General features: G+C 34.4%; 16 protein-coding genes and 1 pseudogene. 7 read left to right on the forward strand and 10 right to left on the reverse strand.

Features of this window, described 5'->3' with window-relative positions; translation table 11 throughout:
• Positions 1 to 48 precede the first annotated feature (48 nt).
• Complete coding sequence (locus ACNQGB_RS02755) at positions 49 to 393, reverse strand: helix-turn-helix domain-containing protein (RefSeq protein ID WP_417945761.1); 345 nt, start codon at positions 391 to 393, stop codon at positions 49 to 51.
• A gap of 143 nt (positions 394 to 536) precedes the next feature.
• On the opposite strand from ACNQGB_RS02755, the gene ACNQGB_RS02760 reads away from it, so the two are divergent.
• Together ACNQGB_RS02760 and ACNQGB_RS02765 are read left to right on the forward strand one after the other, a co-directional pair.
• Positions 537 to 1,187: a bacteriocin fulvocin C-related protein gene (locus ACNQGB_RS02760; RefSeq protein WP_417945759.1), complete on the forward strand. Its 651-nt coding sequence runs from the start codon at positions 537 to 539 to the stop codon at positions 1,185 to 1,187.
• A 188-nt stretch (positions 1,188 to 1,375) separates the two neighbouring features.
• Positions 1,376 to 2,227 carry a TlpA family protein disulfide reductase gene (locus ACNQGB_RS02765; protein ID WP_417945757.1) on the forward strand — a complete coding sequence of 284 codons (852 nt, stop codon included), beginning with the start codon at positions 1,376 to 1,378 and terminating at the stop codon, positions 2,225 to 2,227.
• An 80-nt stretch (positions 2,228 to 2,307) separates the two neighbouring features.
• On the opposite strand, the gene ACNQGB_RS02770 is transcribed toward ACNQGB_RS02765, so the two are convergent.
• The 9 genes and pseudogenes from ACNQGB_RS02770 to ACNQGB_RS02810 form a co-directional block, all read right to left on the reverse strand.
• Positions 2,308 to 3,051 carry a tetratricopeptide repeat protein gene (locus ACNQGB_RS02770; protein WP_417945756.1) on the reverse strand — a complete coding sequence of 248 codons (744 nt, stop codon included), beginning with the start codon at positions 3,049 to 3,051 and terminating at the stop codon, positions 2,308 to 2,310.
• Positions 3,052 to 3,097: 46 nt separating this feature from the next.
• A pseudogene (locus tag ACNQGB_RS02775) lies at positions 3,098 to 3,480 on the reverse strand (GxxExxY protein).
• 49 nt (positions 3,481 to 3,529) lie between these two features.
• Positions 3,530 to 5,275 (reverse strand): BatD family protein, encoded by a 1,746-nt coding sequence (locus tag ACNQGB_RS02780; RefSeq protein ID WP_417945754.1) that lies wholly within the window; start codon positions 5,273 to 5,275, stop codon positions 3,530 to 3,532.
• Between the two features lie 20 nt (positions 5,276 to 5,295).
• Positions 5,296 to 6,093, reverse strand: a complete 798-nt coding sequence (locus ACNQGB_RS02785) for a tetratricopeptide repeat protein (protein WP_417945753.1) — start codon at positions 6,091 to 6,093, stop codon at positions 5,296 to 5,298.
• On the reverse strand, positions 6,093 to 7,130 hold the full coding sequence (locus ACNQGB_RS02790) for a VWA domain-containing protein (RefSeq protein ID WP_417945751.1): 1,038 nt from the start codon (positions 7,128 to 7,130) through the stop codon (positions 6,093 to 6,095). The genes ACNQGB_RS02785 and ACNQGB_RS02790 overlap by 1 nt, the downstream gene beginning before the upstream one ends.
• A 121-nt stretch (positions 7,131 to 7,251) precedes the next feature.
• Entirely contained in the window at positions 7,252 to 8,253 is a 1,002-nt protein-coding gene (locus ACNQGB_RS02795; RefSeq protein WP_417945749.1) for a vWA domain-containing protein, read from the reverse strand.
• A complete protein-coding gene (locus ACNQGB_RS02800; protein ID WP_417945748.1) occupies positions 8,253 to 9,884 on the reverse strand; it encodes a hypothetical protein in 1,632 nt (543 codons plus the stop codon). The genes ACNQGB_RS02795 and ACNQGB_RS02800 overlap by 1 nt, the downstream gene beginning before the upstream one ends.
• Before the next feature lie 114 nt (positions 9,885 to 9,998).
• Positions 9,999 to 10,862 (reverse strand): DUF58 domain-containing protein, encoded by an 864-nt coding sequence (locus ACNQGB_RS02805; protein WP_417945746.1) that lies wholly within the window; start codon positions 10,860 to 10,862, stop codon positions 9,999 to 10,001.
• A gap of 80 nt (positions 10,863 to 10,942) precedes the next feature.
• Positions 10,943 to 11,947 (reverse strand): AAA family ATPase, encoded by a 1,005-nt coding sequence (locus tag ACNQGB_RS02810; protein WP_417945744.1) that lies wholly within the window; start codon positions 11,945 to 11,947, stop codon positions 10,943 to 10,945.
• Positions 11,948 to 12,159: 212 nt separating this feature from the next.
• Here ACNQGB_RS02810 and ACNQGB_RS02815 point away from each other — a divergent pair, with 212 nt between their 5' ends.
• The 5 genes from ACNQGB_RS02815 (at position 12,160) to ACNQGB_RS02835 (ending at position 16,638) form a co-directional block, all read left to right on the forward strand.
• Entirely contained in the window at positions 12,160 to 13,032 is an 873-nt protein-coding gene (locus tag ACNQGB_RS02815) for an aldo/keto reductase (RefSeq protein ID WP_417945743.1), read from the forward strand.
• A 41-nt stretch (positions 13,033 to 13,073) separates the two neighbouring features.
• A complete protein-coding gene (locus ACNQGB_RS02820) occupies positions 13,074 to 13,829 on the forward strand; it encodes an SDR family NAD(P)-dependent oxidoreductase (RefSeq protein WP_417945741.1) in 756 nt (251 codons plus the stop codon).
• Positions 13,830 to 13,913: 84 nt separating this feature from the next.
• A complete protein-coding gene (locus ACNQGB_RS02825; protein ID WP_417945739.1) occupies positions 13,914 to 15,053 on the forward strand; it encodes an ATP-binding protein in 1,140 nt (379 codons plus the stop codon).
• A 320-nt stretch (positions 15,054 to 15,373) separates the two neighbouring features.
• Entirely contained in the window at positions 15,374 to 16,099 is a 726-nt protein-coding gene (locus ACNQGB_RS02830) for a metallophosphoesterase family protein (RefSeq protein WP_417945738.1), read from the forward strand.
• 41 nt (positions 16,100 to 16,140) lie between these two features.
• A complete protein-coding gene (locus ACNQGB_RS02835; RefSeq protein WP_417945737.1) occupies positions 16,141 to 16,638 on the forward strand; it encodes a DUF6646 family protein in 498 nt (165 codons plus the stop codon).
• The last annotated feature ends 31 nt before the right edge of the window (positions 16,639 to 16,669 follow it).

Consider the following 16,669-nt stretch of genomic DNA (forward strand, 5'->3'; position numbering starts at 1 on the left):
GCAGTTTAAGTCTCAAACTTTAATACTAAAATTCGAGGGAAATCTATTTTATTTACCCTTTAGATCAAAGATGACTTGTTTTAACTCTTTTATCCTTTCTTCGTATTGTTCAATTAGCTTTTCAGAAAGTTGGTTTACAACTTCTGCATAACCAACTCCATTATTAGTGCCAATATTTCCAATAATAACTTTTTCAGTTTTAACCAATTCCTCAGGAGTTATCTCAAAAACTTCACATATTTTATCAATATGACTAGCCCACGAATGGCTTTCGCCGCTTTCCATTCTAGCATAGGCAGATTGCGATAGATGTAAATAATCTGCCACTTGTTCCTGAGACATACTTTTGCTCTTACGCAATTGTTTGAGTTTGTTACCTACGTTGATATTCATATATCATATTTTTATGCACGAATGTAAAAAACTAATTTGAAATATTTAAATATAGGGTAAAAATACCCTATTTACTCATGAGAATCAATATTAAATTAAGATAATTTTGACAAAAAAAATTTAACAAATTAATTATTACTTTTATGAAAAAAATCAAAATTTCCGTACTAATGTTATTAGTGCTAACATTATTCGCAGGTATCTTCTTTGGATGTACCAAAGAAAGTGATTCGCAGGAATCTACTATTAATGCTAATTTAAGAGAGTCGTTTCTAAAAAACAAAGATTATTCCTCTGTTAAAAATGATTTCAACTTATTAGACAAAAAAGGTAAAATTGAATTGTGGAATGAGAAATTAAACCAACTTTTAAGTCAAGAATTACCTGCAGACATTAAAAATCTTATTAAAAAATTAATTGTAGAATTAAATAAAAAACAAGTTGACCCTAAAATCATGAGTGAAACAGCTGTGAGTTTAGCGAAAAGTATTCCTGCTGAAGACTTTTACAAAATGTTTACCGAATTAAATGATTACAGATATGAAGGTAAATTTAAAGGAAATACAATAGCCCCTAAAGAAATAATTACAGATTTGTATTCAATGAATTATGATTATAAAGCTAACGAAATTGGCGCTGAAATAAATAAAACAACAGTAACAAGAGCTTGTAATTGTAACTGGACTTGTGATTCTTATGCTGGTGGATCTACTGCAAACTGCACATCTACGACATCAGGGTGCGGGTTTTTATGGGCATTTTCATGCGAAAGAAGGGTTGGCCCAGTTTTATAAATAGGTCTACATCAAAAGAAAAGACTTTAGGCAAACCTTAAAAGTTAAATTTAATAGTAAAAAAATGTAATTTTGCTATTAAATTTAACTTTTAAAATTTTAAAGATTTAATTATAATTTATTAATTACGCACTACTTAATTATTAATTTGAAATTAATCTAAGAGACTAAACAAGAATTATTATTTTATGAAATCATATAAAAAAAACATAATAACAGCATTATGTTTAATTGCAAGTTATGTCTTATTTGGCACAATAACCTATGGCAACCATTCCTTGATGTTATTGCTATTTTTAACGACAAGCTTTTTTATATGCATCAAAATATTTCAGACAAATACCTTAAATGAAGCTTTGAAGTTGGTTCTTATTCTGATATCGCCAATGATGCTTATTTTCCTCATGCTTTTTTTTATTTACAATCAATATTCCCGAACAATATTATACTTGGTATTTTTACCAATTAGTAGTGTTTTGGCTTATACTTATTTTAAATTTAAAAATAAAGGAATTATATTTTTAGCGATAGTACTTTTCGGAGTTGTAGGATACGTGTTATTCCCAAATATATTGATTTTGGTTGAAAATCAAAATGCCGAAGTGAATAGTCGATATCCAGTAATACATTTTACTGATGGAGACAATAAAATTGTAAATTTTAAGAAAGACAAAATAATTGTGCTTGATTTCTGGACGACCTCGTGTGCCATTTGTTTTACTAAATTCCCTGATTTAGAGTACACTTATCTAAAATATAAAAACAATCCTAATGTGGTTATATATGCTGTTAATGTTCCTTTAAAGCAAGATGATTTCACTAAAACAACCAAAATATTAAATAATCTTGGATACACTTTCCCGAAAATCTATGCAACATCTGCCAAACAGATTGAAGATAGTTTAAAAATTAATAGCTTTCCTCACTTGATCATTTTAAAAGATGGTCGCATACGATATAATGGTATTTTTGAAAGCGATAAAAAAGTCGCCTTCTACAATATTGAAAGTGTAATTAATAAACTTTTGATTGAAAAATAGATTGGAGCAAAGAACTACAAAAAAGTAAAAAGTAAAGTTCTGCAAATATAAATTCACAAAATTTATGTAGAGAGTTACAACTACTTCACTTCCCTAATCGCGCTGCTATCAATCCAGCCTTCGGTTCCATCTGTAAGTTGTATTTTTTTCCATCGTCCTATTGTTTCAAACACGAATACTTTTGTTCCTTCATGGAGAACAAAAATAGGCTTATCGCCATTTCTTGGTTCGCTTTTAACATCGGACTTTTCAGCAAAAATAATAGCGGGTCGTTCATTATCAAAATAGCTCTTTTCAAAAAATGCAGCGAGCATACTGATGAAAATCAAAATAAAAAACACAAACATCCCAAAAAAGAAAATTCTTTTTGATACTGTAACTTGTGAAAAATAGTATCCAATAAAAAAAAGCAAGAAACCAACAGTTAATCCAACCGAAATCCAAGCCCATGTGTTGTAATGATATACTCCCGTAAAATCGCGAACCAGCTTTGCAAAACCAACTTTTGGGATTACTTTAATTTCATCGATCGTTCGCTTTTGAGCAAATTTCAAGTTGTTTATGGCATCCTTATTATTTGGATTTAAAACCAATGCTTTTTCATAATTATAGATAGAAGGCGCTACCTTATTCAATTTATAATACGCATTCCCTAAATTAAAATACAATTCTGAAGAATGTTTATTTTGTTTCAAAACAGTTTCATAAGCCGCAACTGCTTCCTTATAATTTCCTTTTTGGTAATACGCATTTCCCTTTTCAAAGCCGTTTTGGGCAAAGAAAATTTGGGTTGAAAGTAATAGTATGTATAGAATGTTTTTCATAAAAATTTAAACACGAAGGCCACAAGGAAGTCGCAAAGATCACTATTTATAGTACTCCATTTATAACTCGTCTTACTCCTTCTTTTAGCAATTTTACATTAAAATTAATTAGCAATCCTAATCTGTGCAATCCGACAATCTCAAATATGTTAGTAATTGAGCCAAATGAACATCGGTCAAAGCTTCTACAGATTTTACCTCAATTATAAATTTATTTTCAATAATCATATCAATTCTGTAAACTACATCTAGTTTTACCTCTTCATAAATCAAAGGAAGCGCTTTCTGTTTTTCTACTTTTAAATTACTTTTTTTAAGTTCATAAAATAAGCATTCTTCGTAGGCACTCTCCAATAATCCAGGACCTAGAACCTTGTGCACTTTTAAAGCACTTTCGAATACAATTTTTGATATTTCGTTTTCAGTCATTTATTTTAAAAAACTAGTGTACTCTGTGCCTTCTTTGTGCACTTTGTAGTTAAGAAATCTGTTTTTCTAAATTTGAAATAATCGCAACTGCTTTGTCAAAATCGTGTTGAATTGTAACACTTGATGCTGGTGCATATCGAGCTATTTCACAGTTCTCTGTAAGCGCAATGAAATCATTTACCGCATCTGGATTTGCATTTCTTGACAATAATAATTCTTGAATATTATCCTTACTCATTTCTGAAGTTTCAATATGCAACTTCGCTTTCAAGAAATTATGCATCGCTTTCTCCAGCGCAATGTAAAATAGTTCTTTGTTATTAATTTGCTTCTTGGCTTCTGATAAATATTTCTTGGCCAATTTGTTATTCATTCGGATTCTATTTCCAGTCACATCGCCATCAATAGCTTCTTTTTTCTTTTTGAACAACACAATCAAAGGCAACATCAAAAACGGAAAAAAGAACAATCCGAAGAAAACATTAGACTCAAAGAAATCTTTAGTATCCATGGACAGAAGCTTGCTCTTTACATTTATGGATTTAAATTGTTCTACTTTATCTACTTTATTTTTATTAGAAGAAGCTACCGTAGCATCTGTAGGCGAAGGACCATCGATAACATTAATCAATATCTCTGGCGAACTTAATGTTTTATAGCTTTTTGTATCCAAATCAAAATACGTGAATTTGATTGGTTTTATAGGGTAAATGCCCTTGTATTGTGGTACAATCGTGTAACTGTCTGCTATTTTTCCAGCCATTCCAGAAAGTGGCGTGTTTACTTGTTCGCTATGAACTGCTTCATACATTTCTAAAGCATTTGGCACTACGGGTTTGGGTAAACTAAATAGTTTTAAATTTCCTTTTCCGCTTACACTGACCACTAAATCTAAACTTTCATCGTGCTTTAAAGTCGTTTTAGATGGAGTAACTTTAAAATCAAAACTTCCTACCGCACCCGAAAAATCTTCTGGTTTACCAACCTCTGGCAATGGTTTAACGTTTATGGTTTTGGCTCCAGCCGAAACTTTCTTTGTTGTTTCAGTAAGCACCATTCGACCAAACATATCCCGACGGTTTGTGGGCAACTGCACATCTACCGATAATGTCAATGGCTCAATTTTGAGCTTTCCTGATTTTTGCGGATACAGCACTACTTTTTTCAGTACAATAAACCTGAAATTCTGGCCCTTAAACATTCCTTCTTCGGCCACAGGTTGTTTGATCTCGATATTTTGGCTCCAAAAATCATTGTACTTAGGCTTACTTGATTCTCCAAGGTTTGAAATTCCAATGTTACCAAAATACAATTTATAAACGACTGTAATTGGTTCGTTGATGTAGGGATTACCCTTTGAAACATCAGCTACCAGATACAGGTTTTCATCAGTATTTATTTCAGAATTGTTTGGATCTCTTGGTTCCTCAGTGGCTTCAGTAACTGTTATTTTTACTGGCGCAGTTTTATAGGTAGCTCCATTAAACTCAATAGCAGCACCCTTCAATACAAATGTCCCTTTTTGATTGGGCACAAGATAGTACGAATAGGCCTTTTCAAAAGAGCTTTTTCCATTGATCCACGACTGACTGACCTGTTGGCTGGGTCCAGCTATAACACGAAAACCTGCAAATGAGGGCGGAACAAAGTTATCACCATCTACATTCATCATAAAATCTATCCGAAGTCTCTCGTTTAGACCTAAAGTAGTTTTGCTCACTCTAGCTTCAAACTGAACTTGAGCGTTGAGTAAATTGCAAATCAAAACAAAGCATACTGCAATACATCTTTTCATTTTCAAATTGTCTAATTGAATTACCAATCTTTCTCAGTTTTAACTGGTTTTCCCTTTACTTTCTTGGCATTTACCTTATCCTGCACCTTCTTTTCCTCTTTGTTTACAGCATCCAATAAGTTTTCTAAACGCTCTTTAGAAATCCCACCAGGAGCTGGTTTTGGCTCCCCGTTTTCATTGGGTTTTGGATCTTTGTTTGGCTTATCTTTATCGCCCTTATCGTCTTTATTCTCTTTATCCTTATTGTCTTTTTCGCCGTCTTTCTTATCGTCCTTTTTATCTTCTTTCTTATCCTTGTCACTCTTTTTGTCGTCTTTTTTCTTATCGTCTTTTGGCGGATTTTCTTTTAGCATTTTTTTGGCCAAAGCATAATTATATCGCGTTTCTTCATCGCTAGGATCGTTACGTAAAGCGTTTTTATAGGCTTCAACTGCTTGTGTATAATCCTTTTCATTCATAAAAACATTACCAAGGTTATGAAATGCCCTGTGTTTTTGCGGCCGAGTTTTTGAATTTTTCAAGGATTTAGCATATGCAAATTTCGCTTCGGAAGATTGTTTTTGCTTGTAAATAGTATTTCCTAAATTGAAAGGTGCTGTTGCTTTATTTGGAAATTTTGAATCCGAAATCCTATAATTAGCCTCGGCCTCTACAAATTTATTTTCAGCATATTCCGCGTTCGCTTTAGGCAATATTCTATCTTTCTGTTGTGCGTTTGCAACAAAAGAAATGATTAATAGCAAGTGTAAAATTATGTTTTTCCTCACCCCGACCTTCTCCAAAGGAAAGGGCGACGAGGCTAAATATATTTTTATCATTATGTTTTTTTATTCTCGTTAAATAAATTCAATTTATTAACCCAGCTTGTTTTTCTTTCCAGAAGGAAAATATCTAGAAATAAGAAAACAAAAGCAAAACCCAAAAACCACTGAAATTGCGATTGAAAATCGGCCATTTCTGTTGCTTCAAATTCGGTTTTTTGAATGTTATTCAGTGCATTCTTGATATATTCTACTACTTCTTTAGTGTTATTTCCGTTTACATAACCGCCTTTTGTGGCCTTTGCAATGGTTTGTAAACTTTCTTGATTCAACTTGGTAATCACCACTTCATTATTGTTGTCTTTTTTAAAACCTTCGACAACACCATTCTTTTTTAAAGGGATTGTGCCTCCTTTTTCTGTTCCTACGCCAATGGTAATTATTTTAATTCCCAATTTATTCGCTTCTTCTGCAGCTTCCTGTGCGCCCTCGCTATGGTCTTCACCATCAGAAATCATAATGAGCAACTTACTGGTTTTTTTATCATCATAATACGTTGATGACAATTTGATTGCCTCATTCAGGGAAGTTCCAACAGAGGAAACCATGTCTGTATTCATGCTTTGCAAAAACATTTTGGCTACGTTATAATCGGTTGTAATTGGCAATACTGGGAACGCGTTGCCGGCATAGGCTACAATTCCTATTCGATCGCTTCCTAATTGATTGATGATTTGCGAAACAATTTGCTTGCTTTTGTCCAAACGATTCGGTGCCACATCTTCGGCCAACATGCTTTTAGAAACATCTACTGCAAAAACAATATCTATTCCTTCACGTTTCACCGTCTCCATTTTGGTACCAATTTTTGGATTTACCAAAGCTAGAATTAACCCCGTCAACGCCAAAAGCAATACTCCTAATTTTAAAACGGGTTTAAAAACAGAGCTTTCTGGACTCAGTTTTTTTACCATTTCTAAGTCGCCAAACTCGCGTTGCTTTTTTCTTTTCCAATACAAATTGTATGAGAATAGCAATACCAATAATGGCAGTATACAAAGAAGGTATAAATATTTTTTTTCGTCTAATTCCATTTTTAATTTTAGATTTATGAACTTTGATCTTAGATTTTTACTCTAAGTTAAAATTCTAAACTTGGTCATTCTAATTCCAGTTTCAACTCCCTTCCCTTCGGGGAGGGCTGGGGTGGGGATTTTATATAAAACTTTTAAAAACTGTATTTCGCAATGCTAATTCTAACAACAATAAAAAACCGGCAAACCAAATAAATGGTCTAAATTTTTCATCGTAATCATAGAATTTTAATTCTTCGATTTCAGTAGTTTCTAGTTTATTGATTGAAGCATAAATCTCAGCCAATTTGCTGTTGCTTGTTGCTCTAAAATATTTTCCGTCGGTCTTTCTAGCGATGTTTTTCATCAACTGCTCATCGATTTCAACCTTCATCATTTGGAATAAAAACTGCCCATTTGGAGCAATCGCATACGGAAACATAGCCATGCCGTTTGTTCCAATTCCTACCGTGTATACTTTTATTCCGTACTGCTTCGCGATATCCGAGGCCGTTTCTGGCTCTATAAATCCGGCATTATTTACCCCATCCGTCAACAAAATAATGACCTTACTTTTTGCTTGACTGTCTTTTAATCTATTTACCGCGGTTGCCAATCCCATCCCGATTCCTGTACCATCTTGTAACACATTGTCGTATTTTATACTTCGGATCGCATCTAGAATTACAGCTTTATCGCTGGTTACTGGAGTTTTTGTATACGCTTCGGAGGCATACACCACCAAACCAATCCTGTCATTAGGTCTTTCACCCACAAAATCAGCAGCCACTCTTTTCAGTGCTTCCATTCGGTTTGGTTTCAAATCCTTGGCAAGCATACTTCCAGAAACGTCAATCGCCATAACAATATCAATTCCTTTTGTCGTTTTCGTTTTATTGCTCACATCTACGGTTCTTGGCCGTGCCATAGCCACAATAAGTGAGCATAAGGCTAGAATTCTTAGTCCATTCAACATCGGTTTTAGCTTTGTCAAATAGGAATTAGTTCCTTTAAATCCTTGTAACGAACTTATTTTTAAAGTTGCTGATTGGTGGTTCTTTTTTTGCATCAACCATACAATTGCAACTGGAATCAGAAGAAACAGCCAAAAAAACTCTGGGTTCAAAAAAGTTATTTTTTCCATTATTTAGTTGCTTGTTTTAATTCGACACTATTCAAAACGCGCTCTGATATTTGATTTGCGTACGTATCTCCTTCTTCGTGTAACAATAAAATTTGTTGTAATCCGCCTTCTTGACTGAACAACAATGCTTCATAGTACAACTTGGTACTTGATTTAGTAAGTGCATTTATTTGTGAAAAAGTCCCATACGCTTTAACGCCTTTTACACCCTCTTTGGTTTCAAACTCTTCTTGTTTTACAATCATATTTTGAGCGCCTTGCACTTCCATAGATTGCAACACACCATCCATTGATTTTTTCAAATCAATCTGTGTTTGCTGCTTAAACTTTAATGTAGATACCATTAGATAAAAAGGATCTAAGACACTTCCATAAGCAAAAGACTGCATTTCTTTAATCAAAGCCATTCCATCTTTTGGGAGTGTTTTTGTTAGATCTACTCGCTTCAATACTTTTGGAGTTTCAATTACAATTCCGGGATTTCCGTAATCACTTTTGATCCATTCGCCTTCTAATAATTCTTTGGTAGGATGACCCAAAACATTATCTTTTACATAATTAAACCCTTTGGTTACCACAAAAAATAGTGTGGTGGCGACCAATAAAAAAACTATTGAAACCACTGCTGTTACAAGGCGTTTATTCCTTTGTTTACGCAATACTATTTGGATTTGCTTTTGTCTTTGTGCCTCATTTAGTAACATGTCTTCTTCGTCTGGCACTTCAACTGGAATCGAATTATCTAATGTTAAGATTACTTTTTGAATTTTATTGCGATCGTCAGTGATTTCAAAATCCAATGGTTTTGACTTGGCAAATTTCACTAAATCGGCCTGTTTCAAAACACGCTCCAAATTTTCAATAATTTCCTGAGAAAGCGTCATTTTTTTCTTTACCGATGCGGTTCTCAATCCTTGAATCAGTTCTGAAGTAGTACTTTCCATTGCTGGAATTTCTATCGCTTCTTCAATATAATTTCTTGCAATATCCGTAAGTTCGCTATAATAGGCTTTGACTTCACCTTTTTGCCACAATTCTTTTTTCTCTAAAGTATCTAGCAAGCTGGTGGCTTTCTCTATTGGAGTTTTATAAATTTCTTGATGTAATTTTTTCTCTTGACGTTTTTTAATAAACCAATAAATGAAAACTCCAATTCCTAAAATCAGTGCAACAATTAGCACGTATTTCCACCAATCACCAATAGAATTATCTGCTGGTGCTATGTCCTTAATATCGAACATTTTTTGTTTCAGCGTGTCTACTTGAACATTTGCTACTTCTACCAAAAGCGAATCTGTCAAAAAAGGCTTGCTGTTGATGAAAATCTTAATACTAGGAACCACATAGCGACCAGAATCAAATTGGGTCAACCCATATTTTTTGATCAATTCATAACGACCATCCATTTTAACGGTATCAATAGGATACGACTGAATTACCTCTAGAGCGCCAACGTTTTTCAATTTCGGAAAAATCACTCTAGCCGAAGTATCAACAGTAGTTTTTATAGACAATTTAAATTCTGCGCCAATTTTATTTTTAGTGGTATCAATACTAGTAACCACTTGTTTTTGTTGTGCAAAAACAGCCGTAGAAAGCAGTAATAATAGTAGGTAAAGTCTAATTTTCATTTTTATATTAAATATTTTTTCCTCTCCCCAACCCTCTCCAAAGGAGAGGGAGCCGAATCGTGAAAATTATAATCCTCTTTCATCTCCTCCCCTTTGGGGAGGCTTGGAGGGGATCTATCTCGATTTAAAGTAACTCAGCAATTTCGTCACATAACTTTCATCGACTCTTGTGTTTACAACACCTGAACCTGACTTGCTGAATGTCTCTTTAAAATAATTTACTTTATCGTGGTACTGTTTTTCATAATTCATTCGCACTGCTTTCGCACTGGTATTGATCAATTCGACAGCTCCCGTTTCGGCATCAAGCATAGAAACCATACCTAAATCTGGCATTTTTTCTTCGCGAATATCGTAAACGCGTATGCCGGTGATGTCGTGTTTTTTTGATGCAATTTTCAACGTTTGCTCGTAATCTTCCGACATGAAATCAGAAATCACAAATACAATTGCTTTCTTTTTTTGAGTTCCCGATAAAAATTTCAAGGCTTGCGCAATATCAGTTTTACGGCTTTTAGGTTGAAATTCTATCAATTCTCGAATGATTCGCAATACATGAGATCTTCCTTTTTTTGGTGGAATATACAATTCGATTTCATCCGAAAACAAAATCAAACCTATTTTATCATTGTTTTGAGTTGCCGAAAAAGCCATCGTAGCAGCAATTTCCGTAACAATATCCTTCTTGAACTGATTTTTTGAACCAAAACTTTCTGAACCTGAGATATCAACCATAAGCATCATGGTCAATTCGCGTTCTTCCTCAAAAACCTTTACGTGCGCTTCGTTATAACGTGCAGTTACATTCCAATCAATCGCACGAATATCATCTCCGTATTGGTATTGACGCACTTCACTGAAGGTCATCCCGCGCCCTTTGAAAGACGTATGATACTCTCCCGAAAAGATGTGATCGCTCAATCTTCGGGTTTTAATTTCTATTTTTCGTACTTTTTTTAAGAGTTCTTTTGTATCCATTTCTTTAGTAATTAGTGAATAGTGAATAGTGAATAGTAACCAACCAAGGCTAATTACTATTCACTTATTACTATTCACTTTTAGGGTACTTCTACTTCGTTTACGATTTTGTTGATGATATCTACAGAAGTAATATTTTCGGCTTCGGCTTCATAAGTAACCCCTATTCTGTGACGCAAGACATCATGAACCACCGCACGAACATCTTCTGGAATTACATACCCACGTCGTTTGATAAAAGCGTAGCATTTTGCAGCATTCGCCAAATTAATACTTCCACGTGGCGAGGCACCAAAACTAATTAACGGTTTCAAATCAGCTAATTTATATTTCTCTGGATAACGCGTTGCAAAAATAATATCTAGTATGTATTTCTCTATTTTTTCATCCATATACACCTCACGAACTGCTTCTTGCGCGCGCAAAATTTGTTCAACCGAAACGACTGGATTTACTTTTTCATAGCTTCCTTTTAAATTTTGACGAATAACCATACGTTCGTCTTCCATTTTTGGGTAATCAATGACCGTTTTCAACATGAAACGATCGACTTGCGCTTCTGGTAATTGGTAGGTTCCTTCTTGTTCTATTGGGTTTTGCGTAGCTAAAACTAAAAATGGTCGGTCTAATTTAAAAGTAGTGTCGCCAATGGTAACTTGCTTTTCCTGCATGGCCTCCAGTAAGGCTGATTGCACCTTAGCAGGCGCACGGTTGATCTCATCTGCAAGGACGAAATTAGCAAAAATAGGTCCTTTTTTAATCGAAAATTCATTAGACTTGATGTTATAAATCATTGTCCCTACAACATCAGCAGGCAATAAATCCGGAGTAAATTGTATTCTACTGAACGATCCATGAACGGCTTGCGACAGCGTATTAATGGCTAAGGTTTTTGCTAATCCAGGAACTCCCTCAAGCAAAATGTGTCCTTGACCTAAAAGTCCAATTAATAAACGCTCTACCATGTGCTTTTGACCCACAATAACTTTGTTCATTTCCATGGTGAGAAGATCTATAAATGCACTCTCTCTTTCAATTTTTTCGTTGATTGCTCTAATGTCTAAAGTCGTTGTATTTTCTTCCATTGTGTCGTTTTTAAAACCTTGTATTGAATGCCTACTTTTTGATGGTGCAAATTGAATTTTTTTTTAGAAGTAAGATGTTAAAAAATGGTTAAAACTTCAATAAAATAGGTAATTTTAAGGACTAATTGTGATACAATTTTTATATTTTTAAGAACTTTGAATAATATACACTGAAACAACATAAATACGAATTTGAATAACAAATAAAAACCATGAGTAAAACAAATTTATCTCCCATTGTAGCGGGTGTCATGAATTGGGGAGTTTGGGATAAAAATCTCAATACCAAAGAAATGGAAAACATGATTAATGTGTGTCTAGAGAATAAAATTACCACCTTTGATCATGCCGATATTTACGGAGATTACACGACAGAAGCTGACTTTGGAAAAGCATTTTCTTCCAGCAAAATCGCTAGAGAAAAATTACAATTCATATCCAAATGTGGTATCCAAATGGTTACCGAGAACCGTAAAAACAGTATTAAACATTACGAGTATTCTAAAGAGTACATCATTTGGTCTGTTGAGAATTCCTTAAAAAATTTACAAACAGATTATTTAGACGTTTTTTTACTCCACAGACCTAGTCCATTAATGCGTGCAGATGAAATTGCAGAAGCGGTTTTAAAACTGCAATCAGACGGGAAAATTATTGATTTTGGGCTGTCTAATTTTACTACCTCACAAACTGAATTAATTCGTCAAACAACAACCGTATTATTTAATCAAGTGCAATTTTCTGCCACTCATTTTGAACCGATGGTTGATGGAAGTTTTGATTATATGCAAACCAATGGCATTCGTCCAATGTCCTGGAATCCGCTAGGTTCCGTTTTTAGAGAAGACAATTCACAAACCCGACGCATGAAAAAATTACTTGCGACTTTAGTATCAAAATACCACCTAGGATCTGATTCTATTTTACTTTCATGGATTTTAAAGCATCCTGCACAGGTGATTCCTATTGCAGGAACGGTAAATGTAGCGCGTATTCAATCCTTGATGAAAGCGGTCGAATTAGAATTAGACCAAGAAGATTGGTTTGCTATTTGGACCGAAAGTATTGGCAATGACGTAGCCTAGCAAAGCGTTCAGATCACCTTTAGAATCTAAAACAAAAAAACATGATTAAAACAGCCTTAGTAACTGGAGCTACCAGCGGCATTGGTAAAGCAACAGCTCAAATATTAGCTCAAAACAACTACAAAATTATTCTTTGCGGACGACGTGAAGACCGCTTGGAAGAGGTCAAAAAAGAACTTTCGGCTTTCACAGAAGTGCACACCTTAACCTTTGATGTTCGGGACAAAAAAGCGGTTTTCGAAAGTATTAACTCGTTACCACAAGCCTTTTCTACGATTGATGTTTTGATCAATAATGCGGGAAATGCACACGGTTTAGACCCGATTCAAAATGGTGATTTAGACGATTGGGATGCTATGATTGACATCAATGTCAAAGGACTTTTGTATGTTTCTAAAGCTATAATTCCGCAAATGATTGAACGAAAATCAGGTCATATCATTAACATTGGCTCTATCGCAGGTAAAGAAGTATATCCAAATGGAAACGTTTATTGCGCCTCAAAACATGCTGTTGACGCCCTGAATCAGGCGATGCGAATGGACTTGAATCCGTATGGAATTCGTGTGGGAGCCATACATCCTGGAGCTGTAGAAACTGAATTTAGCGAGGTGCGTTTTAAGGGCGATACCGAAAGAGCAGCTAACGTTTACAAAGGGTTTGAGCCTTTGCACGCTGAAGATATCGCTGATATTATTCATTTTGTAGTTTCTAGACCGTATCACGTAAATATTGCTGATTTGATAGTATTGCCAACTGCACAAGCTGCTGCAACGATTTTGAAAAGAGATATTTAAAATTGATTTTTAGATCGTTAGATTTTTAGACAAGATAGATAATCTAAAAATCCAACTGTCTAATAAATCTAAAAATCTAATTGTATGATCAACAAGCGCCTTCTTATTAAAAACCTGCTCGCTCATAATGATGAAAGTAGTTTTTATGATAAAAAGCGACAGTTGAACTTACACTCTCGTGAGGGAAAAGCTAAGTTTTTAAAACACATTTGTGCACTTTCTAATTCCAATCCTACTAACAATTCTTACATCGTCGTAGGTGTTGAAGATCAAGACAATACTATCGTAGGCGATGATTTTTTTGATGATAGTAGGATTCAGAATTTAGTGAATGCTTATCTAGAAAATCCTCCCGAAATTCAGTATGAAAATGTCCCTTTCCCAAATTTATCTAAAGATAAAGTTGTAGGGCTGGTTACCATCAAGCCAAAGAGCAATACGTCCTATTTTAAAAAAGGAATTCACACCATTCCTGCTAATAGTATTTTTACAAGACGAGGCAGCAACACGATGCCACTGGAAGGTGAAATAGATAAAAATTACCAAAATACAGAAACCGTAATTGGCATTGAAAATAACTCGCGAAATAGCATTGAATATACCCTCGATGGCGTGATTGATTTCATGAATTTCCGCCACAAAGATATGGGGCCTAAATACAAAGTTTTCAAAGAATTATTTGTGATTTGCTGGGCAGGAATTGCCAAAAAGTCGCGTGACAAAACCTATTTATCCCGAGTAGATATTGAACTAATCAACGAACAAATTAAGCTTTTTTATTCGGCTCAGGATGTAGTTGAAATCATTTTCGATGAGGATACTTTTACCATTATCGAATACGTTCCATTAGGTTTGAATGATAAAACAAGCTACTATCCGTTAGAAAAACAAACCATCCACTTTCACGATAATGGGTATTATAAAATTGAACGTGAAATATTGTTTAAACCGCCAGAATTCAACAAAAAAATGCTTTTCCACATTTATAACTCCAATATTGCTTTGCTGAACAAACTGCAAAAAGGAATTTCATTGTCCGAGCGGGAGCACAAGGATTTAGAGAATTTACCTTCCGCTTTTATGATATGTTACCTCAACGGTTTTCAAGAGGCCAAACAAAAGTTGATTGATGCCAAAGTGCTTTTAAAACCTTTCACACCCGTATACTTATCTTTTAAAGAAGCTTTACGAATATTGAGAAAAATGAAGTATGATGTGCAGTGAAGAATTTATTATGATACTAAATCATTGCAATTAATTCTTGTAAAAACTGACAAATCAATTGAACTAAAAGTATCGATAACGCTAGAAGTGTACGCATTTTTGAGTGATTTAATTTTTTGTAAAGTTAATCTTAAAAACTGATAAATCCATCACTAAAAACAGTGATATTTCACTTTGTCACTAAAAAAATATGCTCCATAAATTCTAATCTAAAAAAAATAACCTAAAAAATTGTACGTCCCACTCTTTTACTTATTTTTAGCATATAAAAACAACCTCTTTTATTGGGTTGTTTTAAACTGATAAAATAAAAATCATAAATGAGAACACTCGTCATAGGCGACATACACGGCGGTTTAAGAGCCTTGCACCAAATATTAGAAAGAGCTAAAGTTACTACCAAAGATACGCTTATTTTTCTGGGAGATTACGTTGATGGCTGGAGTCAATCGCCTCAAGTACTCGATTTTATAATTGATTTAAAAACCAAACAAAACTGCATTTGCATTCGTGGCAATCACGACGATCTATTATTGGAATGGCTTGATGAAAGTAAAGACAATCTGTTGTGGTACAAACACGGCGGCGAAGCGACGGTTTTGGCCTACGAATTCGTTAGTGTAGAAACGAAACAAAAACATATTGAATTTTTGAAATCCTTAAAAAACTATCATTTAGACGAGCAACGGCGTTTGTATGTTCATGCTGGTTTTACCAATGTGAATGGTGTTGATTACGAATATTTCCCTGGACTATTTTATTGGGACAGAACCTTGTGGGAAACGGCATTGGCATTAGACAAAACCATGGCAACAGATAATATTTTCTACCCCAAACGTTTTACTTTATACAAAGAAATTTACATAGGTCACACACCTGTTACCCGAATAGGAGAGAATACGCCCGTTCAAAAAGCGAATGTTTGGAATGTAGATACTGGTGCCGCATTCAAAGGGCCACTAACAATTATGGATGTTGACACTAAGGAATTCTGGCAAAGCGAACCGTTGACTCAGTTGTATTTTGATGAAAAAGGAAGAAATTAGTTTTTATTGAACTATTTTTGCAACCATTTAAAGACTTAAATATGAAAAAGAGTATTACAGTACTAGTATTATTGGCCGTTGGTTTGATGCATGCACAAGCCTTTAAAGGAAAAGGAGATATTAAATTTGATGTAGGCGCTAATTTTCAAGAAGGAGGATCTGGAATTCGGGTTTCTGCTGATTTTGGACTCGGAGAAAACATGTCATATGGGTTTGCTACTTCTTATTTGTTATCGGTTTCTAATGATGATTTAGGAAATAAACCAGAATTTGATGATCGTATTGACGCGAAGGTTAGATTCAATGCGAACTTAGGAAATGTATTTCAACTCGACGAAAAAATGGATATTTATCCTGGATTGAATTTGGGTCTCAGAAATTTTGGTGCACACTTAGGATTGCGCTATTTCTTTACCGAAGGATTTGGAATTTTTACTGAAGCTGGTATTCCTATCGCTAGTTATAAAACTGATGCCATAGGTTTTGACAAACTGAATAACCAATTTACATTTAATATTGGTGCTTCTTTCAACCTGTAGGTGACTCATTTATATAAATCAAAAAAGGCAA

This window comes from Flavobacterium frigidum (assembly GCF_048286795.2).

What these genes read in the sequence shown, in the direction of transcription:
- ACNQGB_RS02755 (WP_417945761.1), bottom strand. Translation starts at nt 393, where the DNA reads ATGAATATCAACGTAGGTAACAAACTCAAACAATTGCGTAAGAGCAAA.
- ACNQGB_RS02760 (WP_417945759.1), top strand. Translation starts at nt 537, where the DNA reads ATGAAAAAAATCAAAATTTCCGTACTAATGTTATTAGTGCTAACATTA.
- ACNQGB_RS02765 (WP_417945757.1), top strand. Translation starts at nt 1,376, where the DNA reads ATGAAATCATATAAAAAAAACATAATAACAGCATTATGTTTAATTGCA.
- ACNQGB_RS02770 (WP_417945756.1), bottom strand. Translation starts at nt 3,051, where the DNA reads ATGAAAAACATTCTATACATACTATTACTTTCAACCCAAATTTTCTTT.
- ACNQGB_RS02780 (WP_417945754.1), bottom strand. Translation starts at nt 5,275, where the DNA reads ATGAAAAGATGTATTGCAGTATGCTTTGTTTTGATTTGCAATTTACTC.
- ACNQGB_RS02785 (WP_417945753.1), bottom strand. Translation starts at nt 6,093, where the DNA reads ATGATAAAAATATATTTAGCCTCGTCGCCCTTTCCTTTGGAGAAGGTC.
- ACNQGB_RS02790 (WP_417945751.1), bottom strand. Translation starts at nt 7,130, where the DNA reads ATGGAATTAGACGAAAAAAAATATTTATACCTTCTTTGTATACTGCCA.
- ACNQGB_RS02795 (WP_417945749.1), bottom strand. Translation starts at nt 8,253, where the DNA reads ATGGAAAAAATAACTTTTTTGAACCCAGAGTTTTTTTGGCTGTTTCTT.
- ACNQGB_RS02800 (WP_417945748.1), bottom strand. Translation starts at nt 9,884, where the DNA reads ATGAAAATTAGACTTTACCTACTATTATTACTGCTTTCTACGGCTGTT.
- ACNQGB_RS02805 (WP_417945746.1), bottom strand. Translation starts at nt 10,862, where the DNA reads ATGGATACAAAAGAACTCTTAAAAAAAGTACGAAAAATAGAAATTAAA.
- ACNQGB_RS02810 (WP_417945744.1), bottom strand. Translation starts at nt 11,947, where the DNA reads ATGGAAGAAAATACAACGACTTTAGACATTAGAGCAATCAACGAAAAA.
- ACNQGB_RS02815 (WP_417945743.1), top strand. Translation starts at nt 12,160, where the DNA reads ATGAGTAAAACAAATTTATCTCCCATTGTAGCGGGTGTCATGAATTGG.
- ACNQGB_RS02820 (WP_417945741.1), top strand. Translation starts at nt 13,074, where the DNA reads ATGATTAAAACAGCCTTAGTAACTGGAGCTACCAGCGGCATTGGTAAA.
- ACNQGB_RS02825 (WP_417945739.1), top strand. Translation starts at nt 13,914, where the DNA reads ATGATCAACAAGCGCCTTCTTATTAAAAACCTGCTCGCTCATAATGAT.
- ACNQGB_RS02830 (WP_417945738.1), top strand. Translation starts at nt 15,374, where the DNA reads ATGAGAACACTCGTCATAGGCGACATACACGGCGGTTTAAGAGCCTTG.
- ACNQGB_RS02835 (WP_417945737.1), top strand. Translation starts at nt 16,141, where the DNA reads ATGAAAAAGAGTATTACAGTACTAGTATTATTGGCCGTTGGTTTGATG.